Source organism: Streptomyces sp. 147326 (assembly GCF_045000215.1).
Lineage (GTDB): Bacteria > Actinomycetota > Actinomycetes > Streptomycetales > Streptomycetaceae > Streptomyces.
In genome coordinates, this window is sequence record NZ_CP134201.1 from 1,736,385 (window position 1) to 1,762,573 (window position 26,189).

A 26,189-nucleotide genomic window follows, 5' to 3' on the forward strand; every position below is an offset into this window, starting at 1 on the left:
GCTGGTTCGGCGGGGCAACGCGCGGTCCGCGGCGGACGTACTGAGGTGACGGCCCGTCCCGGCGTCCGCGGCCGTCCGCCCCGCTCCCCGTCTCTGCCCGCCCTCAGCTCCTGGGGTTGCCCGACAGGGTGTTGTAGTCGGCGAGGAGCCCCAGGAGCTGCGCCTCCACCGTCGGGTCCTCGTACGGCCGGGGCTTCTCCTCCTCGTCGAAGCGTTCCAGGCGCACCACCGGCTCGATCGGCCCGAGACCACCGGAGCCGAAGTAGTCGCTGAAATCGGCCAGTTCGCGGGTCAGCCGGTACGACCGGTCCCAGACCACTTCCTTGGCCAGCAGGTGGGGCAGGCCGCCCGGTCCCGCCTCCTTGTTCAGGAGCTGTTGCTGGAAGTCGATGGACCTGACGGTGTCGGCCACGTAGGCCTGTGCGAAGGCCGGCCGTACGGGATAGGGGGCCGCCTCGCGGACCGTCGGCGCCAAGGAGGCGCCGTCCAGCTTGAGGTGGGAGGTCTGCAGATCGCCCATGAGCGCGGCGATCGTGGGCATCACGTCGACCGTCCGGACGCGCCCGGTGTGACACCCGGGGGCCACGTCGTCACCGAGGAAGAGCAAGGGCACGCGCAGGACGCCCTCGGTCACGCTGTTGAAGTGCCCGAAGCTGTCGGCACCGTACTCCTCGCCGTGATCGCCGAAGAGGACCACAAGGGTGCGACGGCCTGCCGTGGCCGCGAACAGTCTTTCGAGGAACGGAGCGAAACGCGTCGCGAGGAAGTGCTCGATGCCTTCCAGATAGAGGCCGAATATCTCCTCTGCCCGGTCCGCCTGCCATAGCTCCTGGACGATCCGCTTGTAGCGCAGCAGGTGTCGCAGGTCCTCCTCGTCGCGGTAGGTCTCGATCAGCTGGTCCTTGGGAAGCTGATCGGGCCGGCCGAGGTCCGCCTCCAGCTTCGTCAGCTTGGTGCGGTACGCGTCGCCGCCGTAACGGAGGTTGTGGAATCCGTACGGCACGTGGACGCCGCCGAAGTGAACGAGGCTGACCGAGCGGGACGTCGCGGCCAGGGAGGCGAGATAGGCCTCGTCGTCCTCGACGACGAAGGTGTCGACTCCCCTGTCGAACCCCAGTGTCGGGCCGAGGATCAGCGGGAAGTCGCTCTTGAGCAGCGTCGCGTATCCGGCGCGCCGTGCGCGGGTGAAGAGCGTCTCGGTGGTGAGGGTCCGGTTGAAGAACTCGAAGACCCCGTGCCTCAGCGGCCATTTTCCGCTGAGGAGGGTGGCATGGGACGCCGAGGTGTAAGGCGCCGCCGACACGCAGTTGGCGAAGAACGCGCCTTGACCCACGAGGTCGTCGAGTACCGGTGTGGCGGGCGCGCTGAGCCCTGGGTAGGTGTCCGGCCACAACCGTAAGGGGTTGGCACTGATGCCGTCGGCCCGGAGAGTGTCGATGGACATGAGCACGATGTGGTCGTACATGGGATCCCTCCGTGGGGCACGGTGCGCGGTCGGAACGTGTCAGGAGGACTCCGTGAGCGCGCGCGTCTCCACGCGCAGGCGCTGGGTCGCCGTTCTGATGCGGGTGTCCAGCTGTTCCTGGGAATCGGCGCCGATGACCACGAAGGCACACCATTCCGAAGCGCAGTCCATCAGCAGTGTGTCGCCGACGTCGCAGCGGATCTCGTAGTCGAGGACTCCGGGAGTTCCCAGGAACTCCTCTTCGCTCGGGAGCGCGGTGATGACGCCCGGCTGCTTCGCACGGATGTGGACTCCCGCGAGGAAGGGCGCGGTCGGGCGGGGTTCGATCGTCTTCCCGTCCATCAGCGCGTCGACCATGGCTGCCCAGACGTCCTGCCCTCCCAGTACCTGCGAGAGTACGGCGGGGATCCAGGCTCCACCGATCCGGGTGGCGATCTCCGAGAACACCAGATCGCCGGAGGGGGTGCGGAAGGCCTCCATGTGCGTCACGGAGCGCTCCGCGTCATGGCGGAGGGCACGGTTCACTGTCCTGTTCATGGCCAGGAGTTCTTCGTACAGGGCCCCGTGCTCCTCCTGGTTCAGAACTCGGCTGCCGTCGATGACATCGCCGCTGATCGCGTCGAGCGTCGGCGTCAGATACTCGGAGACGAGGAAGAACGTCGGCTCGTCGCCGTCCCAGAAGGCGTCGATGTGGAGCTCGGTCCCTTCGATGAACTCCTCGACGATCAACTGGCGTGAGTCCAGGCCGGGGACCACCGCGAACCGCTCGGCGAAAGCCGCCAGTTCCGCCGCATCCGCCACCCGGACGGTGTGTTCCGTGCCTGATCCAGCAGCAGGCTTGACGACGGCCGGGAAGCTGACCTGGCCCGCGACCGCGCGCACGGCGTCGGCGTCCCCGGGAACGGGGATGGACCAGAACTCCGCGGTGCGCACGGCGTGTTCCCGGACGAACTTCTTCATCAGGCGCTTGTCCCGCGCCGCGACCTGGCCGGCGGGATCCACAGGCAGCCCCAGCATCGCGGAGACCGAAGCGGCGCCCAGTTGACTGAGCTCCGCGAAGCTCAGCACCTTCTCGATGGCCGGATCGATGAGGCGCAGGTCCGCCGCGATCGTGGCCAGCTCCTCCAGAGCGTTGAAGTCACTCACCACGCGGAAACTCTCCGCGCGTGCCAGCAGACTGGAGTCCGGCGGAACGTGCTCCACATCGAAGAGGATGAAATGGACGCGAGCCCGTGAAAGCAGGTATTCGGCGAGCTTGGGCTGCCAAAGACACATGACGTACGCCGGCTTGTTCGTCCCGGGGGAATCCAGCTCTGCGGCTGTCCCGAGATCCCGCCTGTTCAAGGAATTACTCTCCTCACCAAGATGCAGTAGCGCGGTACGTTAACGGACCGCCGAACGGCCGACAAGGACCGCACTTCCGCTCACCGCGGTGTCGGGACGACACATTTCCCCTTGTGTTCCACAGCAGTTGGAAACGTAGGGGTCCGGGACGCCAGCAGGGCTGCGACCTTCGCAGCCTGGACCCTTATCTCCGGAATGGCCGTCGTCTCCCACAGATTTCCCCGCCGCAATGCGCCTACGGTCCAGATCGGTGCCTGCTCCTCGCCGCTGGGCGGGACCAGCCTGCCGTCCGGGTTCGAGTCCAGACCGAGGCCGAGTGGCCCGGCGCGCGCGAGACCGGTTCTCAACAGCCCGCGGATCAAAGGGTCGCCGGACGCGCACACGTCGTGCTGGAATCCGGTGCATTTCACCACAGCACCGACGGACAACCATCGGTTTCCGGACAGCTGGGCACGTACGTGGCCGCTCGCATGGTTCAGCCTGTCGACCTGCCCGGCATAGACCTTCACGATGCCGCGGTCGAGGGCTCCGGCCAGCCAGTCGGCGGTCTGGGGCGGCAGCCGGTGGCGGTGCACCTCCCACAGACGCAGGTCCTCCTCCAGGAAGATGCGCCGGTCCTCGAGTGACATCCGCTGCCACAGGGCGGAGGTGCACGGCCGCAGCGCGTCGACGGCCGGCCGCCAGTCACCGTGGAGACGTCGGCAGACAGAGGCGTGACGCAGGACCATGCGGCGCAGTTCCCGCAGTTCGGTGGCGTGCGCGTAGGCGGGCGGGTGAATGACGGGTGAGGGGGCCGGCCGGTGTCGCCGGGGCAACAGACCGTGGCGGGACACCGCGTGGATCACCCGTCCGGGCCGCGCCAGGGCGAGAGCGACGTCGACCGTGGTCAGCCCGGTTCCGATGAGCAGCACATCGGCGTCCGGCCGCACCTCGTCGAGTGCGCCCGGTCTCCAGGGGTCCCGGATCACTCGCGGTGAGGTGAAGGGGTCGCCGGGCCTGGACGTTCCGGCCGGCGCGGAGCCCGTGGCAAGCACCACGGCGTCGGCACGGATCCTCTCTCCGGAGGCGCAGACCAGGTTCAGTCCGCCGGCCGCCCGGGCGATCTCGACCACCCGTTCGTGTTGTCTCACCACACTGCCGCGTTCTGCGCCCGCCGTGACGCCGGCCAAGTGCTCGTCCAGATAGACCCCGAAGTGCCCGCGCGACACGTACTCTCCGCCCTCGACGGGCCTGCGCAGGCGGTCGGCGAGCCATGCCCGGAAATCGTCCGGCCGGTCCGGACGGGCGCTCATGGCGCCTGCAGGAACGTTCAGCAAGTGCCTGGGCTCGGCGGTCGCGTACGCGACCCCGTGCCCCGTCGTCGGCGACGGATCGATCAGCCGGATCCGGACACTGCTCCCTGACGCCTCGGCAGCCTCCAGCAACCGGGCTGTGGTCAGTGCGCCGGACGCACCGGCTCCCACCACCGCGACGGTACGCGTCCTGCGCTTCCCGGTCATGTCGCCCCGCCTGCCATGCCCGCGGTCAGCGTCGAGCCGTCCGACGGGTCGATCAGCACGAAACAGCCGGTCCGCCGCGAGCTCGCGTAGGCGTCCAGGACCAACGGCTCGGCCGTGTCCAGAAGGACCTGCCCGATGTCATTGGCGGCGAGTTCGGCGGGCTCTGGCCGCCGGGAGCGGCTGTCGAGGTCCAGAAGCCACGGGATCGCCCTTACGAGGGCCCGCACCGTGCGGGTGGTGTGCTTCACCAGTACGCGCTGTCCCACGCGCAGTGGTCGGTCGTCGAGGTGGCAGACCATCGCGGACACATGCCGTGTGACCGTGGGTGCGGCGTCTGCAGGTGCGATCATGTCCCCGCGCGCGATGTCCAAGTCGTCGGCGAGCCGGAGGGTCACCGACTGCGGCGCCCAGGCGGCGTCCACGCGCCTGCCGAGTACGTCGATGTCCTCGATGGCGCTCGAGCGGCCGGAGGGAAGTATCACGACCCGATCACCGACGCGCAGCACACCCGAGGCGATCCGGCCCGCGTATCCCCGGTACCCGGGGTGGCCCGCGTCCCGGATGACGTATTGCACGGGGAATCGTGCCGGGGAGTCTGCGGGGTCGCTACCGGCCGGAACCGTCTCCAGGTGTTCGAGCAGCGTGGGTCCGCTGTACCAGCGCATGCGGCCGGAGGCCTCCACCACGTTGTCCCCGTCGAGCGCGCAGACCGGGATCGCGGTGATCCCCTGGATGCCCAACCGGGCGGTTTCAGCCGTGAACTGCTCGACGATGCGCTCGAACGCCGACTGCGCGTACCCCGTCTGATCCATCTTGTTCACGGCCAGCACGACATGGGGCACCCGCAGCAGCCCGGCGATCGCGGCGTGCCGCAGGGTCTGTTCCACGATGCCTTTCCGGGCATCGACCAGGATCACGGCCAGCTCGGCGTCCGACGCACCTGTGGCCATGTTGCGCGTGTACTGCACGTGGCCGGGGGTGTCGGCGAGGATGAACCTCCTGCGCACGGTGGCGAAGTAGCGGTGGGCGACATCGATCGTGATGCCCTGTTCCCGCTCTGCCCGCAGTCCGTCTGTGAGCAACGCGAGATCGAGGAATCCATCCCCCCTCTTGGAGGAGGCCGCCTCGACCGCTTCCAGCTGGTCGGACAGCACGGTCTTGGCGTCGTAGAGCAGGCGGCCGACAAGTGTCGACTTGCCGTCGTCCACGGAGCCCGCGGTCGCGAGCCGCAGGGTGTGGACGGTCATCAGAAGTATCCCTCGCGCTTGCGGTCCTCCATCGCGGCCTCCGACAGCCGGTCGTCGGCACGGCCTGCGCCGCGCTCGGTCACTCGGGACGCGGTGATCTCCGCGATGACCTCTCCTACGGTGTCCGCCGAGGAATCGACCGCTCCGGTGCACGACATGTCTCCGACGGTCCGGTAGCGCACCACTCTGCTCTCCACGATCTCGCCGTCCCGGGGGGCTCCCCAGCCGCCCGCTGCGAGCCACATCCCCTCGCGGCGGAAGACGCTTCGCCTGTGCGCGAAATAGATTTCGGGCAGTTCGATCCGCTCCCTGGCGATGTACTGCCACACGTCCAGTTCCGTCCAGTTGGACAAGGGAAAGGCGCGGACGTGTTCACCCGGCGCGTGCCGGCCGTTGTACAGCTGCCACAGCTCGGGCCGTTGCCGCCGCGGGTCCCAGCCGCCGAAGGTGTCGCGCAGCGAGAACACGCGTTCCTTGGCGCGTGCCTTCTCCTCGTCCCGCCGTCCCCCGCCCAGGAGCACATCGAAACGGTGCCGGGCGATCGCGTCGAGCAAGGGCACGCTCTGCAGGGGGTTGCGGGTCCCGTCGAGGCGCTCGCGCAGCTCCCCCCGGTCGATGTACTCCTGCACGGAGGCCACGTGCAGGCGCAGCCCGTGCCGCCCGACCGCACGGTCCCTGTGTCTGATGACCTCGGGAAAGTTGTGCCCGGTGTCCACGTGCAGCAGCGGCACGTGCAGGGGGGCGGGAGCGAAGGCCTTCAGCGCCAGGTGCAGCATGACAATGGAATCCTTGCCGCCCGAGAAGAGAATCGCCGGGCGCTCGAACTCCCCTGCGGCTTCCCGCAGGATGTGCACCGCCTCCGACTCCAGCACGTCGAGGTGCGAGAGCGCGTACCGAGTGTGCGTCCCACGGTCGGTGGCCGCGACCTCACGCATCACGCCGCCCCTTCCACCAGCAGCCCGCGCAGCTTGCCCGCGCACGACACGACCGACTGCCGATGAGCCTCGATCAGCAGGTCGGGCGCCGCCTGCCGGGGCGGATCGGGGGCCTTTGCAGCCCCGGACGCCACGTGCACCTCCAGAAAGGCTATGCCGATCCGGGCGTGCCAACTCCGCACCTGAGCACGGACCTCCTCGGACGGTTCGGACACCAGGGCCAGCACGGTGACGCCACTGCCCGCCAGGACCTGCGCGATCCGGCCGGTCCGCCGTGCGGCGAGCCTACGGTCGAGGTCCGTCCGGCCCCGGTCCGGGCACGGCCCGTCGGCGTCGAGGACCTCGACGCGGCGGTGCATCTTCTCCAGCTCCTCGGCTGCGGCACAGACGAGGGCCTTCTTGTCCGGGCCGGGCGCACCAGTGAGCCACACAGTGGTCCCGGGCCGGCAGGTGCAGTACCACCGGGCCCTCATGTCCACTCCGCCGGATCCGTGTAGCCGAGGCGCTCGGCAGTCTCGAGCGTCCGCGGGTCGAGTGCGGCCTCGATCCGCGCCGCGCGGTCCCGCCACCGCCCAGGGCGGGGTTCCCGCGTGGCGACCACCGGCCCGATGCCCTGACGCACTGCACGCTGGAACTCCCCCTCGAGGGGGATGCCGAGCCAGTCGGCCAGCCCCTCGAACGTCGCGAGGCGCCGGTCCGGCTCGCCGGTCAGGTCCTCGAACCGGATGGTCGTCCGCGCCACTGCCGGGTCGTCGAGGTCGTCGAGCACCGCCTGGTGGGCGCTGCGCCACTGGAAGGCACAGACTTCCAGGAGCGGGGCGCCGGTGACCTCCTGCCATCCGGGCGGCAGATCGAACTTCCACCACCACTGGTTGTCCGGATGCCCTTCCACGTAGCCTGCGATCCCAAGGCGCCGGTCCATTCGGTGGGCATGGAAGCCGTGGTGCAGCCAGCCGTCATGGAGACCGTTGACCGCGGCGGCCGGGTTGCGCGTGAGATGGACGACGCGGAACCGCGCGTTGGGGAAGAGCGCACGGAGAAACCCGAACCGGTAAGCGTTGCTGGGAGCCTTGATCACCAAGGGCCGCTGCGCCAGGGCCTCGCAGTCAGCCCGCCGCCAGGGGGTGGGCACGATGAACGGCGGCTCTTCCAACAGGGACGCCCCCGGGGCGCCGGCGGGCGCGGGACGGGCCATCGCCCCCTGGAGCAGCCGTCGGGGCAGATCGTAGAACCAGCCGTCGGCCATCAGCCCCTGGCGGCCGAGCTCCTGCAGGAGATCCAGGTGGAAGCGGTGCAGGCCCGACAGGCCTGCGATGCCGGCCGGGGCGTGCCGCGACAGCACGGTGCGCACGGTGCCGTACAGAGCGTGTGGTTCGAAGGGCAGCTCGGGCCACTGCATGACCAGCCGGGCCGCCACGTCGAGCGCGAACTGTTCGTCCCCGGCCGTGCCGGTGCCGTCGGGGGCGGCCACTCCGATCTCCAGCGCGAGTTCCCGCTCGAGCACATCGCGCAGCTCGGGGCCCAGTCCCGCGAGATCTGCCGCGTCCAGGCGGTCTGACATCGCGCCACTGTCCGGATACCCCAGCCCCACCATGCGCAGGAACGGGTTGATCTCTCCCCGGAGGTGCAGGAGCGAGACCGATGTACGCAGCATCTCCGCGACCATGCTGGAACCGCCGCGGGAGCTACTGGCGATCACCACCACCTCGCGCACCCTGGTGGTGGGATCTGCGACGGCGGGCCCGCGCAGACGCCGCAACTCCGCCAGTCGCCCGGCGACTTCGGGCCGTGCCGCAGTGGGGACATGGAGGGTCACCGGGCACCACCCGGCTTCCTGAGCGAGTAGACGCACCACCGCCACTGGTCGCGGATCGAGCCGTCGGCCTGCACCTCGAAGGGGTGCACGTCGCGGACCTCCTTGGGTGCCTGGTGGTAAAGCCGCTGGATCTCCCGGCGGGCCGCCGGAGTGGTCTCGTGGGTGTCGATCCACAGGTCGATCGACTCCCAGAGCCTGTACTCCTCCGCCACCAGATCGGTGAAGCCGGCCCCGAGCAGCAGCTGACGGAACTCCGGTTCGCTGAACATCTGGTGCAGCAGGGGCTGCTTCTTCTTGAAGATGCGGTACATCCAGTACGCGTCCTCGTCGGCGTACGGGACGATCTGACCGACGATGAACTGGCCTCCGGGGCGCAGCACCCGGAAGATCTCCGACAGCGGCCTCTCCGGCTGAGGCAGCAGGTGCAGCACCTCCCGGGTGACCACCAGGTCGAAGCTGGCTTCCGGATAGGGCAGGTCGTACACGGTGCCCTGGTCGACCCGGTCCAGCCGGGTGGAGGCGAGCTCCACCATCTCGGGCGTCAGATCGAGGCCGATGCTCTCGCCGACCTTGTCCTTGAAGGAAGCGCCCACGACCCCGCTGCCACAGCAGACGTCCAGCATCCTGGCGTCGCGCGGCACGGCGCACAGCGCGGCGTGCCGCGCGAGCAGCTCCTCGTCGGTCAGCCAGCTGCACGACTCGTGCCAGTTGCGCGACCTGGTACCGAACTGCCGCTGGTAGACCGCGTAGTCGATGGACAGTTCACGCTTCTGGAAGCGGGCTGTGCGGCCGGCCATGCGAGCGGCGATACGGGCCCTCGTCGCGTCCAGTGCACGCGCTACGACGCGACCGGCGAGGCCCTCGTCCGCGGCCATCAGGGCGGAGAACTCCCGCTCGACCGCGTCCTGGACGAACCTGCCGACCTCCGGGCTCTGCAGCCGCCTTTTCGTCTGTCCATCGAACCGGGGGGTGTCCATGCGCAGCGAGACGATGGCAGTCAGGCCTTCGAGGATGTCGACGGTGGTGATCCGCTCGCCGATACGGGCGTCCAGCATGCCCCGCTCGGCGGCGTACCGGTTGATCACCGCGGCCAGTGCCGTGCGCAGACCTTCCACGTGGGCACCGCCCTGCTCGGTGCGCACGCCGTTGACGAAGGCGCGGATCTCCTCGGTGTACCGCTCGGTCCATTGGAAGGCGAGGTCGAAGGCGGCGTCGTCGGTACCGGCGGTGACCACGACAGGTTCCTCGTGGACGGTGACGGTGTCCCGGTTGTGGTGCTCGAGGAAGGCGCGTACGCCTCCGGTGAAGCGGAACTCGTCGTGCCGCCCCGTGCGCTCATCGGTGAGCCGCGTGGTGAAGCCGGGGTGAAGGAAAGCGACCTCTTCGAGCCTCGTGCTGATGGTCGCGGCAGAGAACTCGCCCGTCCGGAAGATCAGCGGGTCGGGGCGGAAGGTGATGGTGGTGCCCCGCCGCTCCCCGGCCGCGTCGTCGGCCTGGCCGGAGGTGAGATCCGCCTTCGGTTCTCCCCGGCAGAACTCCTGCCAGTGGTGGGACCCGTCCCGCCAGACGTCCAGCCGCAGCGACTCGGACAGGGCGTTGACACAGGACAGGCCGACTCCGTGCAGACCGGCGGAGCGTGAGTACGTGTTGCCGGTGAACTTGCCGCCCGCGTGCAGCGTGGTGAGGACCACCTCGGCGGCGGGCCGGCCGGTCTCCGGATGCGGATCGACCGGGATCCCCCGGCCGTCGTCCGCCACCAGGCAGGAACCATCCTGGCGGATGACCACCGACAGCTCACGGCAGTGTCCGGCCTCCGCTTCGTCCACGGCGTTGTCGAGCAGCTCGAAGACGAGGTGGTGCAGCCCGTCGGTGTCGGTGGAGCCGATGTACATCGACGGCGTGCGGCGTACGGCTTCCAAGCCGGAGAACACCACGATCGAGGAGGCGTCGTACCGTTCGGTCCGCGCGTCGGCCACGAGCAGTTCGTCAGTCATCTGCGTCTCCCTTCGTGGCGGCGTCCGCCGCGGGCGCGGCGGGGCTCGGGGCCTCCAGGGCGGCCAGCATGCCTTGGAACCTGGCGAGGTGGGATCGCTTGAGACTGCCGAGGGTGGTGAGCCAGCTCGCCACGTCGGGGTGCCCCTTCTCGTGCGCCGTGGCGACGAGCCGCGGGTAGACCTCGTGAGCCTCGTGCAGGACGTCGGCCATGGACGCTGCGAGATTGAGCCGCGTCTCACCGACGGTCGCTTCGGTCTGGGGGTCTGCGATGCCCTGGAGCGCGTCGATGTGGCCGTGGGCGACGCATGCGATGCTCTCCGCCAGTTCGCTGAAGGCCCGGGCGATCTCTCCCTGGCCCTCGATCTCGGCGATGTGCGAGAAGTAGCTGTAGCGCTGCACCGCCGTCGCCTCTGCGGCGAGGACGGTGCGCAGGTCGACGGCGAGGCCGTCACTCGGCTGGACCATTGAACTCCTTGGCGTGCGAGGGGGGATCCCGTGCGGGCGTCAGGGCTTACGGCCCGCCGCGACCACGAACAGCATCCGGTCGACGAACGTCCCGTTCTCCTCCCGCACGGCGTGCAGGGTGCGGAACGCCCCGGACGCCCTGCGATAGGCCGCGCGGATGGACTCCCGGTGGTCCTCTCCGATCGCTCCGTTGTCCGACCAGACGTCCACGTCCTCGACCGAGACGTACCGGCGCAGCTCGATCTCGGAGCATCCGGCGTCGTGCAGCACGGTGCGGAGGTCCTCGGGCAGGAAGAAGTGCCGCCGGACCGGGTTGCGCAGGCGGAGCACTTCGAAGTATTCCTCTCGGTCGTCGGCCCCGTACGCACACAGGTTGACCACGACGACCGACCCGCCCGGCCTGACCACCCGGACCATCTCCGCGACGGCCTCGGGCAGGTCCATGAACTGAATGCCCTGCCGGCACACCACGATGTCGAACTCGTCGTCCTCGAAGGGCAGATGCTCGGCGGGCGCGATCACCAGACGGTCCAGATGCGGCTTGGCCTGCTCCGCCATCTCCGGTGTGATGTCGACGCCGACCACCTCGGCCACCCGTCCGCTGAACAGTCGCGAGACCAGTCCTGTGCCGCAGGCGACATCGAGGACCCGATCGCTGCCCCGCGGGCCGGTGGCATCGAGAACCAGACGGCCCAGTTCCTCGTCCGTGCACCAGGAGCTCGACCGGTCGTAGGTGGCGGCCCGAGCGGAGAAGTGCCCGGTCACGTCGTCTTGGCTAATGGTCACAGGAATTCCGTTCCGGGACCTGGCGGCCCCTGTCCGTTCCGCTACCGACCGGCCGGCGCGATGTCATGGGCCGCCCGGCCGGCCGGCTGCGCCCTGCGCGCCAGGGACCTCACACGCAGTCGGCGCACGTAGAGGTCCCGGCTGAGCCGGAGGCGGTAGTTCTCGTCTTCGCGCAGGGAGCGGTACTCCACCCGACAACGCGCCACCGCCGAGCGGACCGCGACGTCCAGGCGTGACGGGTCGCGGACGTGCGGCGCCCTCGGGTCGACCGGGTATCCGAGCAGCTGCTTGAGCGGTCCCGTCACCTTGTCCACGAGGAGGCGCTCCCTCTCGGTGAGGCCGGTGCGGTGGGAACCGATCCGGTCGACCCCGATGGGGCGGCCGGCCCTGCTCCAGGACCGTGACAGCGCCGCCGTGCGCTGCGCCGCCGCCGACCTGTGGTGCTGGAGCATCGCGGGTTCGAACCGCTCCCCGAGGAAACGGCACAGTTCCCGGAGTTCCTTCTCCGGCTGCGAGACCAGGTCCTCGTAGTGCAGCCGGTGCACGACTCCCGGACCCCAGCGGACGAGAGCGGAGCGCGCCTGCTCCTGCTGGTCCCGCCACAGTCCGGCCATGCGGTACGGGTGGCAGTGTCCGAAGACCGAGCGCTTCGCCGATGCCGCCACGTCGTACGGCTCCCGCACCAGCCAGATGAACCGGGCCCCCGGACGGTCCGCGAGCACCTCGTCCACGTGGTCGACCATGAAGGTGCTCTTGCACCCCCATCGCTGCGCGCCCTCCGCCAACCGGTACTCGTCGTAGATCGCCGCCACCACACCGAAGAGCGTCGGCGGGGCCGTGGCCACCACGCGATCGGCGTCGATCGCGTGGGGCCACGGATGGATGTGCCGGTCCAGGAGCCCCAGGGCGTCCTTGACGAGACTGCGGCGGTTTCGCTCCACGGCCAGGTCTCCGTAGGTGGAGAGGACCGGCGAGAGGAAGCGCACGAAATGGGGCGGGTGCGGGACCGAAATCCGGGAGTGCGCGTCCAGGATCAACCGGAGCAGATTGGAGCCCGAGCGCTCGGTGCCGATGAGAAGAATGGGATCGGTGGGTCCTTCGGTCATCGCGCGCTCGCGGGGACCTTGCTCTGCAAGCGCTTCGCTCCGCATTCCATGAGGCTGCTGCCCGCCGCGGCCACCTCGGGGCTGGCGGTCTTGTCCAGTGTGAACCGGTCTGAGGTCGGCACGAGGGGGCCCGCGGCGGAACTCCACCTGCTGCGCCACTGGGTTCCGGCGTAGGAAGTGGAACGCTCCTGCCCGTCCTCCGGCTGCGGATGGAAGTACTGGAAGTTCTCCGGGTAGTGCTTGAAGTCCATGACGGGACCGGGCTGGTAGGCATCGTAGATGCGCTTGTAGGCGTCCCGGCAGGACTTCTCGGCCAGACCGCTGACGTTGAGGAATTCGTCCTCGTGCAGGGCCTGTTCGACCGAGAGCCAGTTCAGGTGGTCGATTTCCGAGCGGATCGTGCCCGACGCCAGGGCCTGCTGGTAGACGGTGGTGCCGGGCATGGCGGAAAGGTACTTGACCCGGGTGACGTGGTTGTACGTCTCGGCGAACTCCACCATGTGGCCGAGCGATTCCTCGCTCTCGTTGGGCAGCCCGACGATCAGCAGGGAGCCGAACCTGATGCCTGCGTCGAAGGTGGTGTTCATCGCCCTCACGGTCAGGTTCTCACTGCTGCCCTTCCGCGCTTCCTTCAGCACGTCCTTCCCCAGGGACTCGACCCCGTAGAGGATGATGTCGCAGCCGGCGTCCCGCATCGCGGTGGCCCTCGGCGCGTCCATGTCCGCGCACCGCGTCAGACAGGTCCAGCGGATGTCGTGGTCCTTGATGACGTCGCAGATCTCCAGGGTCTGGCCGCGGTGCGAACTGAACGTCAGATCGACGAAGAAGCTGAAGTCGATGTTGTACTGGTCCTTCAGCCAGGCCATGTCGCGGTCCATCTTCTCCGGCGACTTGGCTCGGACCTGCGGCGTCGTGCGGTAGCAGAACGAGCAGTCCATCTTGCAGCCGCGACTGTACGAGGAAATGATCTGCGGCTGCAGCCCCATCGGGCTCTTGGCCTGCGGCCACAGGTCCAGACGCATGCGCGGCAGCGAGTCGAGGTCCATCATCTGCCCGCGGGCGGGAGTGCGCTTGTGCTTGCCTTCGCCGTCCCGGTACCAAATTCCCTTGATCTTCGGAAGGTCGATCTCCCAACGATCCGCGGCCCAGCTCTCCATCAGCTCGAGGATGGTGATTTCACCCTCGCTGATCACCGCTACGTCGCAAGCGGTGCTCTCCATGAAGATGTGCGGAACGGAAGTGGCGAGCGACCCGCCGCAGATGATGGGCACATCGGGCTCGGCCTCCTTCACCTTCGCCATCAGCTCGCGACAGAAGGGGAAGTTGTCCTCGAAGGTGCACAGCCCCATGACATCGGTCTGACCGACGATTTGGTCGTACGCGGACTGGAGCGGGTCCAGGTCGTACCGCACGTCGACGATCCGGACCGGATAGCCGGCGTTGTGCAGCACCGTGGAGATGTATGTCGCACCTTCGTACGGCGAGGTCAGGAAGAACTCCCAGCCGCGCGGCATGGTGAACGGAGACGGGCCGACGACGAGCGTGAAGCGCGGAAGGGACGGATCGGTCGAGACCGGGGTGATGTCCTGTTCCCGCATCTGGTGCATGTACCGGTGATCGACGGAGTCGTCGGCGTTTACATAGAGTTCCAGGGCCAGGGACTTACGCGCCATGAACAATCCCTCTCGGATGAAATTGCATCAGGCAGCGGATTGGTTCCGGAGAGCCTGACACAGACTCGAAGTCGGGTAAAGGCCGGTGCCGCCCGCCCGACATCACGCGGATTCGGCGACCCGGCTGCGCAATTCCTCTGCGAACTCATGCCAGGACTTCGCGAGATCCAGGGCCAACTGTGCGATCACATCGGCCCGGTGGGGCGGAACACTGGCGATGAGTCCCTTCAGTTTCTCCGCATGGGGGGCCTGTGCGTCAAGCATCCGGAGCAACATCCGGCCCGTGTCCGAGAAGCGGAGGGAGGGGTCCTTCTTGAGGTTCTGCAGGGCAACCGCCCGGTCCGGGTCGGAGCCGGGTCCGACCATCCGGCGTCCGGCGGCGACGACGTGGGCCGCCCCCTCGCTCGCCTTGCGGCCAGACGTACGACGGGTGCCGGCGAGAACGGGATCCTTACCGGCCCGCCACCGTTCACGGACGTCGCGGGCGGTACCCAGGGAAACGCCGGAGGCTTTGGCGAGCTCCCGCAGCGAGACGTCCGGATCCTCCTCCAGCACCTGGGCCGCGCGCTGGCGGCCGTCGGAGGAGTCGACCGGCCGGATCCGGCCGTCCCGGCCCACACGCGCGTTCAACTGGGGATGGTCACCATTTGCACGCCTTCGAATGGCCGCTATGGTCTTCGGCGACAGCCCCGTCGAGAAGGCTATCGATCGGTTCGAGAAGTGCGGACAGGTGGTGACGATCCGTGCTGCGGCGGCGGTCCTGTCGGCCAGCGAGAGCGGCAATCCGTGTCTGACGTTGCACTGCACGGCCAGGATGAACGCCTCGGTGTCTCCACCGTCGAAGAACCGGACCTGGACCTCGCGTTCGCCCCTCAGGACGGCGACACGCAGTCGGTGCACGCCGTCGATGACCCGCATCGTCTGCCTGTGGACGAGTATCGGCGGTAATTCGTCATCCGAGGAAAGGAGCAGGTCGATGTGTTCCCGGCTCTCACCCGACAGTCTCGGCGAGTCTGCAGTGATCAGGGAGCCCACGGGAATGATGTGGACGCCGTCCGGACACGGAAGTTTGCCACCATCTTTACTCACTTAGTCCCCCACATACACGGGATCGTCCCCATTGCCTGAGTACGCGCTACCGCCAAGGGTGATCGCCAGATTGCCCTGACGGCGGCTGGCCTGCCAACTAGAGAAGCAGGTAGGGAGGTTACGCCACCAAGCCTATGGCCGCTATGTCTTATCCCCGGCGTCCCTCCCGTCTCAGCTGATCGGCCGTTCCGCATGGGGGAGCCCCGCCCTCCGGCGCGGGTACGGGATTCGCCCCGACGCGCCGTCGGCTCGACCGCACTCCAGAACGCGGGGCGCTTCCGCGTCACACCCGCTCACACCGCCACCGGACCACAACTGACCTGGAAGAAGAGTTCATGACGAATGTTCTGCTGATCTCGCTGGACACGGTGCGCGCGGATGTCGCGTACTCCGGCCGAATGCCGGGAATCGAGGCTCTTCGACGTCGCGGCGTGACATTCCGCCAGGCCATCTCGTCGGCCCCCCTCACGCCGATCAGTCACGCCAGCGTCTTCACCGGACTTCAGCCCGCCGGGCACGGCATCCGTCACTTGTTCAGGGAGCAGCTGAAGCCGCACGTCCCGACGCTCGCCCAGCAGTTGAAGGAGGCCGGCCACGCCACGGGCGCCGTGGTCTCCTGCCCCGGCCTGAACCGTTGGTACGGCCTGGACCGCGGCTTCGACTTCTACGACGACGAGATCCCCCGGCTCCCGGACGGAAGCGACCCCCTCACCGTCGGCGACGTGAAGATGCGGGGGCTGGCCCTGAAGCGGGCGCCCCTGGTGGTCGACCGGGCCGTCGAGTGGCTCTCCGGACTCCGACCCGGCCAGGAGTTCTTCTTGTTCGCCCACTTCTTCGACGCCCACTGGCCCTACGAGCCGCCGGAGGAATTCGGTGTGCCGGTCGACAACCCCTACGAGGGCGAAGTGGCCTACAGCGACCACTACCTCCAGGAACTCCTGTCAAAAATGGAGGACTTGGGGCACTCGTTGGAGGACACACTGGTGGTCCTCTTCTCCGACCACGGTGAGGACCTGGCCGGCTGGTACCCGAACGATCACTCCGGGGAGCTCGGCCACCCCTATGAAGAAGGACACGGCTGCCTGCTGTTCGACACCACCCAGCACGTCCCGCTGATCGTCAGCGGACCGGGAATCGCACGCGGCGCCGAGGTCGGCAGCCAGGTCAGACTCGTGGACATCGCTCCCACCGTCCTCGACCGGTTGAAACTGCCCGAGCAGGAAACCGACGGCGCCTCGCTGGGCGAGTTCCTCACCACCGGCAGCGGCCCCTCACGGCCGGCCTACAGCGAGACCTACTACCCCGAGGAACGCCGTGCCTCGGGCGAGTACCCGGACCTGCTGCCGCTCAAGGCCGTACGACTGGCCCGGGACGACGAACGGCAGAAGGTGATATGGACCGTCGGCAGCGAGACCGTCGAGCTGTACGACCTCGTGGCCGATCCGCACGAGCACCAGGGCACCCCGCTGACACAGCCTCCCCGAACCGGCTGACTACGCTTCCCCGTTCGGCGGGCAGTGACCGGCGGTCTCCTGCCTCGTCGCATCCTTCCGGTCATCACGTTCGAGAATGCCAGTGAGGCAGCCGAGCGCACCGGCGGCCTTCACGTACTCACCGACCCCGACGACGACCACCTCCAGCCCCCTCGCCTCCAGCCTGCGTCTGGTTCGTGGACAGCCGTCGGGCATGAGGACCTTGCCGGGCCGGAGCGTCACCACGTTCAGACTCCGGCCGTACACCACCTCCTCGTCGTCCTCGAACTCCAGCAGCTCGTAGTCCCGTGCCCGCAGCACCTCCCGAAGGGGCTCGGTCGCCGCCGACGCCCGCAGCACGGCCCGCCGGTGGCCGACGAACACGACGGATCCCAGCAGGTGCTGCACCCCCGGCCCCAACGGCACGGGCACGACGTCCGCCCCCTGCTCTCGCAGTACCTGCGCCACGGCACGCGCGCCGCTCCCGTTCGTGCGGAACCCGCAACCGACGACAAGGGTCTGGTCGTCGACCCACAGGGCATCGGCGCCTTCGAAGGTGCCGGTGCCCCGGACGGTGTGCAGGATCGGGATGCCCGCACCGGCCAGAGCCGTGGTCGCGTACCGCTCTTCGCCCCTCCTCTGCCGGGAGGCGGTCCTGCCCACCACCGCGCCCTGCGGGGTGACGAGGAACAGGTCGCGCTGGAAGATCACATTCGGTGGAGCCCCCGAGGGCGGCCGGAACACGTGCACGTCCACCCCGTGGCTCCGGTATGCCGCGGCCACCGCCTCCGTCTGGTCCCGCAGTCGCCCCAGGTCCACGGGGGTCGTCATCAGCTGCTCCCGCGCGTCGGTCACCGCGGCGATGCTGTCGGGCGGCCATGCGAGCAGCACTGTCCTCAGGGGCGCCACCTCCGAGCGGTATCCACAGCGGGACCACACCCGGCCGGCGTCCACCTCGGCCGCATGGGTGGTCTCACGCGGTGTCCATCCGACGCCCCCGAGCGTGCTGGGCAACGCGTCCGCCGCACGGGAACTCATACCGAGTATCCCTGGGAGCGGAGCTGGACGCGCATCTCCTCCGTGACCGTCACCTGGCCCGGCGCCGCAAGGGCGCCGCGGTGGTCGTCGAGCATCGTCAGGACGTCCGCCGCGTCGGCCCCGGGGTCGGGCCGCGGCACTCCGCCCCCGTCGAGCCGCTCCGTCCGGACGGACTCGGGCTCCGGGACGCCCCGCGAGCTCCACCGCACCACCCGCAGGTCGTCAAGGTACCCGACCTCCCCCACCCGGTCCTGCTCGTACGAACCCGCCAGAGCCGGGGCGTCATCGCCGAGGTCCTGCCTTCCCAGCACCACCGATGCGCGGGACTGCCCGTCGAACAAACCGGTGACGGAGACGGGGAGGCCCGCCAGTTCCAGCACGGTCGGGGCCACATCGACCGTGCGGATCCGCCTGCAGTGCCGGCCCGGGACGACCCCGTCCCCGGCAATGATCAGGGGGACCCGAAGTACCGCCTCTGTGAGCACCCCCTCCCCGGGCGCGCCCGTTACGGCGTCCTGTGGTCCGGTCCACCGCCGCCCGTGGCCCGCGACCACGACCAGCAGCAGCCGCCTCCCCAACGCGGCGACCCGGTCGGTCAGACGCTCCACGAAGGGAGCGAATCGCAGGGCCATGAACTGCTCCACAGCCACCGGATACGTGCTCCGACCCTCGTCGCCGCCAGCTCCCGCGACAGCACCCGCCGGTTCGACCGGGCCGAGGTACGCCCAGGCGAGCGTGGAATCCGCACCCACAACCGCGTCCACGAATGCGTCGTCCTGCCCGATCAGATAGGTGTCGACCTCCCGGGTGAAGCCCTGTCCGGGGTTCAGCACGACAGGAGAGTCGGTCATCAGCACGGTGCGGCGGCCGTAGCGACGAGCATGGGTGAACACCGAGGGCGCGCGAAGCGTGCCCCTCATCACGTCGTGGAGTCCGTTGTGCAGGGGGTACCGGCCGGTGAAGAGCGCACCGTGGGACACGGTCGAATCCGGAGCGGCGCTTATCACGTTCGTGAAGCAAGCACCACGGTCGGCGAGTCCGGCCAAGGCCGCCATTCCGGGCGACCGTGCCCCTGCGCGGTCTGCGGGCCCACGCGGGGACCGGCCGTCACCCGGGAGCTCCTCGCTGCCCAGTCCGTCGATCGACACCAGTACGACATGGTCATAGTGACCGGACGTGTGCATGGTGGCCTCCGCCATTTCAGTGACGATTCACCTACGGGCGTTCAACCGGGGAGTGTCCACGGTTGAACATCCCTGTCTGACAGGGGGCTTCAGCCCTGCGGGGGGTCGAAGTCCTCGTCCCCCGCCTGCGGCGGATAGATGCTCGGGTCGTCCAGCGGAAGCTTGAGCCACGACAGCATCTGCCTCAGTTGGTGGTAAGCGAGGAGTCGCTGCTCGTCGGTGCCCACCCGCTCGGCCTCCTCAACAGGGGCCCAGAGCCGGTGGACCATGACCGGTCCCAGCTCAAGCAACCCGCCACTGCCTCCGGTCGCCCACTTGGCCAGCACGTACCGGGCGATCGCTCCTACGGGAAGATCGAGGTTGCGGGACATCCCCCGCACGGTCTCGAGCGGATCGAGCAGCCCGTAACCGACCACGTCCGACTTGAAGTTGGCGTGGGGGTCGTCCTTCTCCCAGGTGCCCTTCCACCGCCGGAGGCGCACGACGTCGTGACCCTCCTCATCGGTCCAGAGGTCGTGCAGGGCTGGTTCATCACCCACCGGTACTCCTCTCCGGTACGCCAGGTCCGCGCAATCCTCGCGTCATCGCCCGGGCCACGCAAGCACGGCTGCGGGCCCGGCCGGCACGGCCCGGTCCCGCTGGACACAGGGCAGGCGGACGGGTACACCAGTGGTTCTCTGGCTGCACGACCGAGATCGGTCTCGGGCGCCGGTTCGCACCACGCACCCCTCTCCGCGCCCCCCGAACGCCCCTCGCGTTGCCGGTGCCGGCACCCCACTGACAGATGGGAACAGCACGTTGAAAAGCGTCACCGTCCCGATCAGAAGCGATGCCACCGGCTCCGGGAGAGAGGCGCGCAGAGCCGTGCTTGCCAGCACCATCGGCAGCGCCATCGAGTGGTACGACTTCTACCTCTACTCCACCGCATCGACCTTGGTACTGGGGCCCCTGTTCTTTCCTCAGCAGTCCCCCACGACCGCCACGTTGGCCTCATTCGCCACTTACGCCGCCGGATTCATCGCGCGGCCGCTGGGTGGAGCCGTGATCGGGCACTTCGGCGACCGCATCGGCCGCAAGTCGATGCTCGTACTGACCCTGCTGGTGATGGGCGGGGCAACGTTTCTCGTGGGTGTTCTTCCCACCTATGAGCAGGTGGGCATCTGGGCTCCCGTCCTTCTCGTCACTCTCCGCCTGATCCAGGGAATCGGGATCGGCGGCGAATGGGGCGGCGGGGTACTGATGACCACCGAACACGCCCGCCCGCACCGGCGTGGTCTGTTCAGCAGCTTCCCGGCAGCCGGCTTTCCGCTCGGCCTCGCGGCGAGCACCGGGGTGATCTCGCTCGTCGCGCTGCTGCCCGACCGGGAGCTCCTCTCCTGGGGGTGGCGACTGCCGTTCCTGGCCTCGTCCGTCCTGGTGGCCGTCGGCATCGCCGTACGCCTCAAAGTGGCCGAGAGCCCCGAGTTCGTCCGGGAACGCAGCGGCGGCAGGCTGTCCAGAGTGCCGATCACCGGTGTGCTCAAGGAGCGACCCCGACAGCTGCTGAAAGGAGCACTGGCCGCACTCGGCCTGGCGATGATCGTCAGCACGTACTCGGTCTACCTGCCGGCTTACGCCTCCGGCCGGCCCGGCGCCCGGTCCGAACTCCTCAACGGTCTGATGGCCGGAGCCCTCCTGGAGGCAGTCCTCCTCCCGGTGTTCGGCCTCCTGTCCGACCGGCTCGGACGCAGGCGGATCATCCTCTTCGGGTATACCGTGTGCGCCATCGTGGTGCTGCCCGCACCACACTGGCTGACCTCGGGGAACAGCTCCCTGACCGCGCTCACCTTCCTGCTGGCCATGGGCATCGGCCACGCGGCCGTATACGGCGGCTTCGCTGCCTTCCTCGTGGAGCAGTTCCCCACCCGGCACCGTTACTCGGCGCTGGCCCTCACCTATCAACTCGGCGCTACGCTCGCGAGCTTCGGGCCTCTGGTGGCCGGCGCCCTCGCCGGGGGCGATCGCACGGCAGCACCCGGGCAGTACCTCCTCCTGGCCACCCTCCTGGTGGCGGGGATCGCCGTGGCCACCACCCGTTCGGACTCCCACGCCGTAGAAGGGACTACCAGGAGTGCACCTCTCAACCAGCACCGCCCCGGCCCCCTCCCTCACTCCCAGGGAACTGCAGTCGACACTCATCGATCTGTACGCGAGGCGGGCCGAGGGACTGGCGGCCCGTGACGTGTACCGGCAGCACGTCGAGAACCTCTTCACCACGCCGTCCGTGCTCGACCAGCGCGAAGTGACCCGCTTCCAGTCTTCGGTCATGGGGGTGATCCCGGAGAGCGTCCAGATGCTGGAGATCTCCCCCGTGGCCGCCTTGGGATCCAACAGCGCACTTTCAGGCATCAGCCAGAAGACCGTCCTGAGTACGATCCGCAACACCGAAGTCGTGTCCGATGCCGTGTCGGTGCTCGCTCTGGAAGCGGCGAGACAGCGCAACGCCCATGCCGGCACCTGGACGGGAGCCACGCTGGGAACCTTCCACCGGGAGCTGCGCACCCAGGCCTACAAGGAACCCCAGTACAAGCCTCACTACCACGCGATGAGCCTGGTCCGCGCGGAGCACACCACGGATTTCGACGACTTCAAGGTGCGGAATCTCGCCGATCAGATCGGCATCTACCTCGATGTCATCGATCAGGGACGGAGCCTCGGGTACGCGATGGACCAGGTGACGGTCAACGTCTCCAACCTCCGCCTTGTCGAACTCGCCATCAAGGCAGCCGGTTTCGACCGCCAAGTCGTGCGGCGGCATGCGCGCACCGTGGGATTCAGCGTGTTCGACGCGGTGGGCGTGGCTCTGCCCAAGAGGGTGCCGCTCGCCGACCTGGACGCGCTCGTGGCGAGACTGCCGAACGCCCTGGCCCATCTGGAACGGCCGCTCGTCTACGCGGGCCGGATCTTCGGTCAAGCGATCGCGGAGTTGGGGAAGCGTCGCCCCCTGGACTCCGTCGAGGTGGTACTCGATCTGGACCGGCATGCGGGAATGGGCTACTACCAGGACCTCTGCGTGAAGATATCGAGCCGCACCATCGGCCAGAAGACCTATGAGCTGGTGGACATCGGCACCAACGACTGGCTGAGCAGGCTCACCCACCGCCGCGGGGACCGTCTCATGACGGGCGGCATGGGCACCGAACTCTTCATGACCTTCTTCGGCACGCCGGAGCAGCACCGCAGGACGGGGCCGGCCTCGTGATGCCGGCCCCTGCCCTCCGGTGCAGGCTCAGCCGTTGTCCTTGCGCATCGCGGGGAACAGCACCACGTCACGGAGATTGGGTGCGTCGGTGAGCAGGGCGATGAACCGGTCGATGCCGAGTCCGAGCCCGGACATGGGTGGCATGCCGTACTCCATGGCCTCGAGGAAGTCCTCCTCGAGCATCATGGTCTCGTCGTCACCCGCATCCCGCATGGCCAGTTGCTCGACCAGTCGTTCGCGCTGGTCCACCGGGTCGACCAGTTCCGAGTAGGCCTTGGCCAGCTCCCAGCCGTGGACCACCACTTGGAACATGTCGAGGCGCCTGGGATCGCAGTCACTGCGGCGGGCGAGGGGCGCGAGCTCGACCGGATGGTGGAGCAGGAAGCACGGCTGGATGAGTTGCGGACGTACGGTCCGCTTGTAGAGCACGTCGACCATCGAGGCGTAGGAGGGCGCCTCGGCCATGTCCGAATCGGGGTAGGCGGTCTTGACCCGGTCGCGCAGCGCGGGGAGGTCTTGGACCACGGTGAGGTCGATCCCGGTGCGCTCCAGGAGCACTTCGCGGTAGTCGATCTCCGGCCATTCGGCACCGAAGTCCAGCTCCACACCCTGGTAGGTGACGACCGTGGTACCCAACACCTCCTCCATGGCCGTCACGACGAGCTCGCGCACCACCCGCATGTTGTCCCGGTAGTCCCAGTAGCCGGCGTACCACTCCAGACTCGTGAACTCCTGCAGGTGGGAAGGATCCGACCCTTCGTTCCGGAAGAGCTTCCCCATCTCATAGACACGCTCCATCCCCCCGGCTACCACGCGCTTGAGGAAGGTCTCCGGAGCGATCCTGAGGTAGAAATCCTCGTCGAGAGCGTTGTGATGGGTGACGAACGGCCGCGCCGCGGCGCCGGAGGCGGCTTCCTGCAGAATCGGAGTCTCGACCTCCAGGAAATCGAGGCCGTCCAGATGCCGGCGGATGGCCGTGATGAGGCGTGACCGGATACGGAACCGCTCCCGAGAGGCCGGATCGGAGATCAGGTCGAGGTAGCGACGCCGGTATCGGACCTCTGCGTGCGTCACCCCGGCCCACTTGTCCGGCAGCGGCCGGCGGGCCTGATTGAGCACCGCCAGTTCGGACACCGCGAGCGTGGGCTCGCCCTTGTTCGTGCTGTACCTTTTTCCGGACACGCCGATGAAGTCGCCCACCTTCACCCCACGCGACCAGGCGTTGAACTGGTCGACGCCCAGATCGTCACGGCGCAGGGAGATCTGGACCCGGCCACTGCGGTCCAGGATGTGCCCGAAGACGAGACCCCCGAGGTTCCGCCAGAGCACCACACGTCCGGCGATACGCGCTTCGGTGCCGTCGGCAGACTGTTTCACGACGGCGGCGACGCTGTCCGTCCTGTAACCGGGCGCGGGTGTGAACGGCACGGGCGATGGCGTGATCATCGAGAAGCTCAGCTCCTTGCAGGAAGGCCCGGTCGGCTGCGCACCGCTGGGCCGCGACGAGGGAGCCGACGTGCCCAACGCCACGACATTATAGGCCTGTTGCTAGTTCGCCGAGGCAACGATCGGCTCCGTCCCCGTACCGGCGTTGACGGCCGGCGCCCCTTGACAGCCCCACAGACCCGTGGACGACGATGCTGGGCATGCTTTCCGTACTCGGATTCCCCAAGGTCGGCCGCCATCGGCGCCTCGTCATCGCCATCGGAATCGACACCCTCGGCACGGGGACGTGGCTCCCGGTGTCGTTGCTCTACTTTCTGCGTGTCACACCGCTGGATCTGGTCCAAGTGGGCCTCGCCATCTCCATCGCCTCCGCCGTCGGACTGCCCGCAACGGTTCTCGTCGGTCAGGCAGTGGACCGTTACGGCTCCAAGCGCGTCATGCAGGCGGGAAACCTCCTTCAGTTAGTGGGGTTCGCAGCTCACCCCTTCGCGAATTCGTTCTTCGCGGTCACCCTGGTCATCGGGCTCACGGCCCTGGGACGCTCCGCGTTCTGGGGCACTTACGGTCCCCTCATCACGACTGCTTGCCCCCCGAATGAGCGCGAGAGGTGGTTCGGCCTGCTCGGGGCCATTCGCAATGCCGGCTTCGCCGTCGGCGGCCTGCTCGGGGGCGTCGTCACCACCATGGACAGCCCCTTGGCCTATCAGGCGGCCGTTCTGGTCAACGCACTGACCTTTCTGGCCGCATTCGTCATCATGGCGGGCATCGAAGTAGCCGAAGGGCAGCCGTCGGAGGACGACACGGATCTCGGCACCGGCGGCTGGCGAACAGTACTTCTCGACCGCGGATACCGTTGGCTGATCGGTTCTGGATTCTGTTATGCGATGTCCACCATGGTCCTCAGCGTGGCCGTCCCGGTGTATGTGGTGGAAGTCCTGGACCTGCCGGGCTGGATTTCCGGCGCAGCCTTCGTCATCAACACCGTCATGGTCAGTCTGGGTCAGGGCATCGCCATCAACTCGATGACAGGATCGGTCCGCTCACGGATCATCGTGTTCGCGGCAGCACTGTCAGCCTTCTCGTATCTCGCCCTGTGGGGCGCCGGCCTGATGGCCCCCTGGGCAGCCGCGGCCGCCATCCTCGCGGCCGTCGTCGTCTACACCCTGGGCGAGATGACGGCGGACCCCGTGCTCGAGGCTCTCTCGGTGGGCGCGCCGCCCTCCGGGCTGCGCGGACGCTATGTCGCCGTCTACCAACTGTCCTGGGCCATCGCCTACACGATCGCGCCGGGCCTGTACGCATGGCTGCTGAGCCGCGGCAGCCTCGCGACCTGGGGGACGCTCGCGGCGATCGCGCTGACCGGCGCGGTCTTCTGCCTGCCGATGCAGCGCTCGCTACCGCTCGCGGGGACGCGGGTGACGCGCAGCGAAAGCGCTCCCGAGGCCGCCTAGCCGGGGACACGTCCGGCACGCTGCCGGGTGCGGGTGCATCTGACGTCAGAGGTCAGACGTCGAGGATGAAGCGCGCTGCCGGACTGATGCGGTCCAGTGTCGCGCCTCGGACGAACGCCGCCTGGTCCAGCTGCTGGGTGTTGGCCCGACGGGTGAAGTACGCGTGCATCACCCGTCGCGGGCGGTCACTGCGGTTCAATGTGCCGCTGTGCCACAGATGCGCGTTGAAGACCATGACGGAGCCGGCCTCAGCGAGGATCAGTTTCTCGTCGGGGTGCCGCTCGGCCGGATCGCGCATCGTCTCGGCGGCCGTCCGGCCCCAGCGGTGCGAGCCGGGAATCACCCGGGTGGGACCGTTCTCCAGTGTGAAGTCGTCCAGGAACCACTGGCTGTTGCACACCTGATAGCGCCCGGGCAGGACCGGACCCTCCGGGTCCCGGGTGCCCGGCAGCCAGTCCGCATGGAGGTCCTGGTGCCCGCCGCCGGGCAGCACCGCGCGACTGCTCACCGACGAGAGCTTGAAGTCCTCGCCCAACACCTGCCGGACCGCTCTCAGCAGCAAGGGGTGCGTGTAGCAGACGTCGAACATGTCCCCCTTGTTGACGAGATCCGAGACGCGGTCACAGCCCTCTTCCTGCCCCACTTCGGTTCCGGCGCGGTCGCCCTCTTCGGCCAGCAATTCGTCGAGCCGCGTACGGAAGGCCTCCAGCAGTGCCCGCGGCATGACGCCTGGCAGGAATACAAAACCGTCCTCGTCAAGCTGTCGGATCAGCTCGGTATCGAATTCCACATCGTCCACGCCGAGTTCTGCCAGGGCACGCACCATATCCACGGTATCCCCACCGCCCCATCGCTTGGTAGATCACCTTTCGACGCCCACATGATGCCAGGCCTATCACCCCGCAGCAATGTCCCGCATCCCGGCAACTCGCCTGTC

22 protein-coding genes are annotated in these 26,189 nt (G+C 68.3%); 4 read left to right on the forward strand and 18 right to left on the reverse strand.

Going from position 1 to position 26,189, the window contains the following annotated elements; all coding sequences use genetic code 11:
* Nucleotides 1–103: 103 nt before the first annotated feature.
* From RIU97_RS07910 to RIU97_RS07970, 13 genes are all read right to left on the reverse strand, one after another.
* Nucleotides 104–1,465 carry a sulfatase-like hydrolase/transferase gene (locus RIU97_RS07910; RefSeq protein WP_404954557.1) on the reverse strand — a complete coding sequence of 454 codons (1,362 nt, stop codon included), beginning with the start codon at nt 1,463–1,465 and terminating at the stop codon, nt 104–106.
* 39 nt (nt 1,466–1,504) lie between these two features.
* On the reverse strand, nt 1,505–2,611 hold the full coding sequence (locus RIU97_RS07915) for an ATP-grasp domain-containing protein (protein ID WP_404954560.1): 1,107 nt from the start codon (nt 2,609–2,611) through the stop codon (nt 1,505–1,507).
* Nucleotides 2,612–2,889: 278 nt separating this feature from the next.
* The gene (locus RIU97_RS07920) at nt 2,890–4,308 is read right to left on the reverse strand and encodes an FAD/NAD(P)-binding protein (protein ID WP_404954562.1); all 1,419 of its coding nucleotides are present in this window, start codon (nt 4,306–4,308) and stop codon (nt 2,890–2,892) included.
* The gene (locus tag RIU97_RS07925) at nt 4,305–5,555 is read right to left on the reverse strand and encodes a sulfate adenylyltransferase subunit 1 (RefSeq protein WP_404954564.1); all 1,251 of its coding nucleotides are present in this window, start codon (nt 5,553–5,555) and stop codon (nt 4,305–4,307) included. Before RIU97_RS07925 ends, RIU97_RS07920 begins: the two co-directional genes overlap by 4 nt.
* Nucleotides 5,555–6,490 (reverse strand): sulfate adenylyltransferase subunit CysD, encoded by a 936-nt coding sequence (cysD, locus tag RIU97_RS07930; RefSeq protein WP_404954566.1) that lies wholly within the window; start codon nt 6,488–6,490, stop codon nt 5,555–5,557. The genes RIU97_RS07925 and cysD overlap by 1 nt, the downstream gene beginning before the upstream one ends.
* A complete protein-coding gene (locus RIU97_RS07935; protein WP_404954568.1) occupies nt 6,490–6,963 on the reverse strand; it encodes an adenylyl-sulfate kinase in 474 nt (157 codons plus the stop codon). The genes cysD and RIU97_RS07935 overlap by 1 nt, the downstream gene beginning before the upstream one ends.
* Nucleotides 6,960–8,306: a sulfotransferase gene (locus RIU97_RS07940; RefSeq protein ID WP_404954570.1), complete on the reverse strand. Its 1,347-nt coding sequence runs from the start codon at nt 8,304–8,306 to the stop codon at nt 6,960–6,962. The genes RIU97_RS07935 and RIU97_RS07940 overlap by 4 nt, the downstream gene beginning before the upstream one ends.
* Nucleotides 8,303–10,300 carry a methyltransferase domain-containing protein gene (locus RIU97_RS07945; protein WP_404954572.1) on the reverse strand — a complete coding sequence of 666 codons (1,998 nt, stop codon included), beginning with the start codon at nt 10,298–10,300 and terminating at the stop codon, nt 8,303–8,305. Before RIU97_RS07945 ends, RIU97_RS07940 begins: the two co-directional genes overlap by 4 nt.
* Nucleotides 10,293–10,766, reverse strand: a complete 474-nt coding sequence (locus RIU97_RS07950) for a rubrerythrin family protein (RefSeq protein ID WP_404954574.1) — start codon at nt 10,764–10,766, stop codon at nt 10,293–10,295. The genes RIU97_RS07945 and RIU97_RS07950 overlap by 8 nt, the downstream gene beginning before the upstream one ends.
* A 39-nt stretch (nt 10,767–10,805) precedes the next feature.
* The gene (locus RIU97_RS07955; protein ID WP_404954577.1) at nt 10,806–11,552 is read right to left on the reverse strand and encodes a class I SAM-dependent methyltransferase; all 747 of its coding nucleotides are present in this window, start codon (nt 11,550–11,552) and stop codon (nt 10,806–10,808) included.
* Nucleotides 11,553–11,593: 41 nt separating this feature from the next.
* Complete coding sequence (locus RIU97_RS07960) at nt 11,594–12,658, reverse strand: sulfotransferase family protein (RefSeq protein WP_404954579.1); 1,065 nt, start codon at nt 12,656–12,658, stop codon at nt 11,594–11,596.
* Complete coding sequence (locus RIU97_RS07965; protein WP_404954581.1) at nt 12,655–14,331, reverse strand: B12-binding domain-containing radical SAM protein; 1,677 nt, start codon at nt 14,329–14,331, stop codon at nt 12,655–12,657. The genes RIU97_RS07960 and RIU97_RS07965 overlap by 4 nt, the downstream gene beginning before the upstream one ends.
* A 102-nt stretch (nt 14,332–14,433) precedes the next feature.
* Complete coding sequence (locus tag RIU97_RS07970) at nt 14,434–15,366, reverse strand: streptomycin biosynthesis protein (RefSeq protein WP_404954583.1); 933 nt, start codon at nt 15,364–15,366, stop codon at nt 14,434–14,436.
* 389 nt (nt 15,367–15,755) lie between these two features.
* On the opposite strand from RIU97_RS07970, the gene RIU97_RS07975 reads away from it, so the two are divergent.
* Nucleotides 15,756–16,913, forward strand: a complete 1,158-nt coding sequence (locus RIU97_RS07975) for a sulfatase (RefSeq protein WP_404954585.1) — start codon at nt 15,756–15,758, stop codon at nt 16,911–16,913.
* Here RIU97_RS07975 and RIU97_RS07980 read toward each other — a convergent pair whose 3' ends face one another.
* The 3 genes from RIU97_RS07980 to RIU97_RS07990 form a co-directional block, all read right to left on the reverse strand.
* A complete protein-coding gene (locus RIU97_RS07980; RefSeq protein WP_404954587.1) occupies nt 16,914–17,930 on the reverse strand; it encodes a dimethylarginine dimethylaminohydrolase family protein in 1,017 nt (338 codons plus the stop codon).
* Nucleotides 17,927–18,910, reverse strand: coding sequence for a hypothetical protein (locus RIU97_RS07985; RefSeq protein ID WP_404954590.1), 984 nt, complete (start codon nt 18,908–18,910; stop codon nt 17,927–17,929). Before RIU97_RS07985 ends, RIU97_RS07980 begins: the two co-directional genes overlap by 4 nt.
* Before the next feature lie 293 nt (nt 18,911–19,203).
* Nucleotides 19,204–19,653 carry a DUF6027 family protein gene (locus RIU97_RS07990; protein WP_404954592.1) on the reverse strand — a complete coding sequence of 150 codons (450 nt, stop codon included), beginning with the start codon at nt 19,651–19,653 and terminating at the stop codon, nt 19,204–19,206.
* Between the two features lie 325 nt (nt 19,654–19,978).
* On the opposite strand from RIU97_RS07990, the gene RIU97_RS07995 reads away from it, so the two are divergent.
* Together RIU97_RS07995 and RIU97_RS08000 are read left to right on the forward strand one after the other, a co-directional pair.
* Entirely contained in the window at nt 19,979–21,334 is a 1,356-nt protein-coding gene (locus tag RIU97_RS07995) for an MFS transporter (protein WP_404954594.1), read from the forward strand.
* Between the two features lie 43 nt (nt 21,335–21,377).
* Nucleotides 21,378–22,355 (forward strand): hypothetical protein, encoded by a 978-nt coding sequence (locus RIU97_RS08000; RefSeq protein WP_404954596.1) that lies wholly within the window; start codon nt 21,378–21,380, stop codon nt 22,353–22,355.
* A 27-nt stretch (nt 22,356–22,382) separates the two neighbouring features.
* Here RIU97_RS08000 and lysS read toward each other — a convergent pair whose 3' ends face one another.
* Complete coding sequence (gene lysS, locus RIU97_RS08005; RefSeq protein WP_404954598.1) at nt 22,383–23,801, reverse strand: lysine--tRNA ligase; 1,419 nt, start codon at nt 23,799–23,801, stop codon at nt 22,383–22,385.
* Nucleotides 23,802–24,001: 200 nt separating this feature from the next.
* On the opposite strand from lysS, the gene RIU97_RS08010 reads away from it, so the two are divergent.
* The gene (locus RIU97_RS08010) at nt 24,002–25,252 is read left to right on the forward strand and encodes an MFS transporter (protein ID WP_404954601.1); all 1,251 of its coding nucleotides are present in this window, start codon (nt 24,002–24,004) and stop codon (nt 25,250–25,252) included.
* A 52-nt stretch (nt 25,253–25,304) separates the two neighbouring features.
* Here RIU97_RS08010 and RIU97_RS08015 read toward each other — a convergent pair whose 3' ends face one another.
* Nucleotides 25,305–26,078, reverse strand: a complete 774-nt coding sequence (locus RIU97_RS08015) for a phytanoyl-CoA dioxygenase family protein (protein ID WP_404954604.1) — start codon at nt 26,076–26,078, stop codon at nt 25,305–25,307.
* Nucleotides 26,079–26,189 lie beyond the last annotated feature (111 nt).